The organism is Jatrophihabitans sp. (assembly GCF_036389215.1).
Classification (GTDB): domain Bacteria; phylum Actinomycetota; class Actinomycetes; order Mycobacteriales; family Jatrophihabitantaceae; genus Jatrophihabitans_A.
In genome coordinates, this window is the sequence record NZ_DASVQG010000004.1 from 1 (window position 1) to 2497 (window position 2497).

The window sequence follows — 2497 nt, forward strand, 5'->3', positions numbered from 1 at the left end:
GCCGAGTCCACCAGCTGCCCGGTGGGCATCACCGATCCCTCGCTCATCGCGTTGCGCAGCCGCAGCTCGATCGGTGACAGCCCGCAGGCCTCGGCCAGCTTGTCCATCTGGGATTCGTAGCCGAAGCAAGCCTGAACGGCGCCGAAGCCGCGCATCGCCCCGCACGGCGGGTTGTTGGTGTAGGTGACCAGGCAGTCCATGCTGACGTTGGGAATGTCGTACGGGCCGAAGCCCAGGGTCGCCGCGTTGCCGGCCACCGCGGTCGAGGACGAGGCGTACGCGCCGCCGTCCAGCACGATCGAGGCCCGCGCGTACACCAGCCGTCCGGAGGAGTCGGCGCCGTGCTCGTAGCGCATCAGCGCCGGGTGCCGGTGCACGTGGCCGTAGAAGGATTCCTCCCGGCTGTAGACCATCTTGATCGGCCGGCCGGTGCGCAGGGCCAGCAGGCAGGCATGGATCTGCATCGAGACGTCCTCGCGGCCACCGAAGGCCCCGCCGACACCGGCGAGGGTGAACCGCACCTTGCTGGCCGGCAACCCGAGCGCGGCAGCAACCTGGCTCTGGTCCGCGTGCAACCACTGGGTGGCGATGTAGAGGTCGATCCCGCCGTCCTCGGCCGGCACCGCGAGCCCGGATTCCGGCCCGAGGAAGGCCTGGTCCTGCATGCCGACCTCGTACTCGCCGGTGACCACCACGTCAGCTGTGACCGAAGCCGAGCCGCGTTCCAGGTGCACCGACCGCAGCACGTTGCCCTCGATGCCATGCCCGGGAACGGGATTCTCGTGCACCGGCGGGGAACCCGGCGTGCTGGCCGCGACCGCATCGACGATCGGCTCCAGCACCTCGTAGTGCACCACGATCTTCTTGCACGCCTGCCGCGCGATCTCCGGATGATCGGCGGCCACGATGGCCACCGGCTCGCCCTGGTAACGCACCTCCCGCTCGGCCAGCACCGGCTGGTCGGCGATCTCCAGGCCGTACCGGTTCCGCCCCGGGACGTCCTCGGCGGTCAGCACCGCGTACACCCCGACGGTCTTCAGCGCGTCGGTGATGTCGATCGAGGAGATCACGGCACGGGGATGCGGGCTGCGCAGGGTGGCGCCCCAGAGCATGTCGTCCAGCCACATGTCCGAGGAGTAGGCGAACTCACCCCGCACCTTGAGGTTCGCGTCCGGTCGAACCGGGCTGGTCCCGATACCACCGGCAACGACGGTGCCGGTGCTGGGCTGGGTGCTCACCGGGGTGCTCACCGGCGTGCTTACCGGCGTGCTCATCGGCTCACCAACCGAGCGCTGGCGGCAGCCGCGTCCCGGGCCAGCCGACCGCTGTCGGCGGTCAGCAGGGTCGCGTCGGCGACCACCCCGCGGCCGTTGACCAGCAGCAGCTCCAGTGGTGCGGAGGAGGAGAACGCCCAGCAGAACACGGGATCCGCTCCGCCGGCCTGGCCCAGGCCGTCCAGCCGCCAGACCGCCACATCGGCGAGCTTGCCCGGTTCCAGCGATCCGAGCTCGGACTCCCGGCCCAGGCACTGGGCACCGCCGATGGTGGCCAGCCGCAGGGTCTCGCGGGCGGTCAGCGACTGCGGCCCGCCGCGCAACCGGGCCACCACCATCGCCGAACGCAGCTCGTCCACCAGCCGGCCGGCCTCGTTGGACGCCGACCCGTCCACCCCGAGGCCGACCGGGACGCCGGCGTCGATCAGCTCCCGCACCCGGGCGCTGCCGGCACCGAGCCGGCCGTTGGACGTGGGGCAGTGCGCCACCGCGGTGCCGGTGGCCGCGAAGCTCTTGATGGCCGAGTCGGACAGGTGCACGCAATGCGCCAGCCAGACGTCCGGGCCCAGCCAGCCCAGCTCTGCCAGGTACTCGGCCGGGGATTGCCCATAGGTACGCAGGCAGAACTCGTCCTCATCGGCCGTCTCGGCGAGGTGGGTGTGCAGCCGGACGCCCTTGTCGCGGGCCAGTTCGGCGGCCTCGCGCATCAGCTCGGCAGTGACCGAGAACGGCGAGCAGGGCGCCACCGCGATCCGGGTCATCGCCGCGGGCGACGGGTCGTGCCACCGGTCGATCGCGGCCTCGGTGGCGATCAGGATCGACTCCCGGTCCTCGACGACCGAGTCCGGCGGCAACCCGCCGGCGGACTCGCCGAGGTCCATCGAGCCCCGGCACGGCTGGAACCGCACGCCGATCTCCAGCGCGGCGCTGATGGTGGCCTCCAGCAGGTCGCCCCCGGCGTTGGAGGGATCGGCCTTGGGAAAGACGTAATGGTGGTCGGTGCTGGTGCTGCAGCCCGACAGCGCCAGCCAGCCGAGGTTGGCCGACGCGGCCGCGTGCACGGCGTCGGCGTCGATCCGGGCCCAGATCGGGTACAGCTCGGTGAGCCACTGGAACAGGGTGCTGTCCGCGCCGAAACCGCGGGTCAGCCACTGGTACAGGTGGTGATGGGTGTTCACCAGCCCGGGGGTCACCAGGCAGCCGGTGGTGTCGAGCAGTTGGGC

Annotated in this window: 2 protein-coding genes; both read right to left on the minus strand. The window is 71.4% G+C overall.

What is annotated here, in order from left to right:
• The coding region (locus VF542_RS00130) for a xanthine dehydrogenase family protein molybdopterin-binding subunit (RefSeq protein WP_408649679.1) at positions 1–1274 on the minus strand (1274 nt) is incomplete at its 3' end.
• Positions 1271–2497 (minus strand): 8-oxoguanine deaminase (locus tag VF542_RS00135; protein WP_408649680.1); only part of this gene is annotated, 1227 nt, incomplete at its 5' end. The genes VF542_RS00130 and VF542_RS00135, both read right to left, overlap by 4 nt.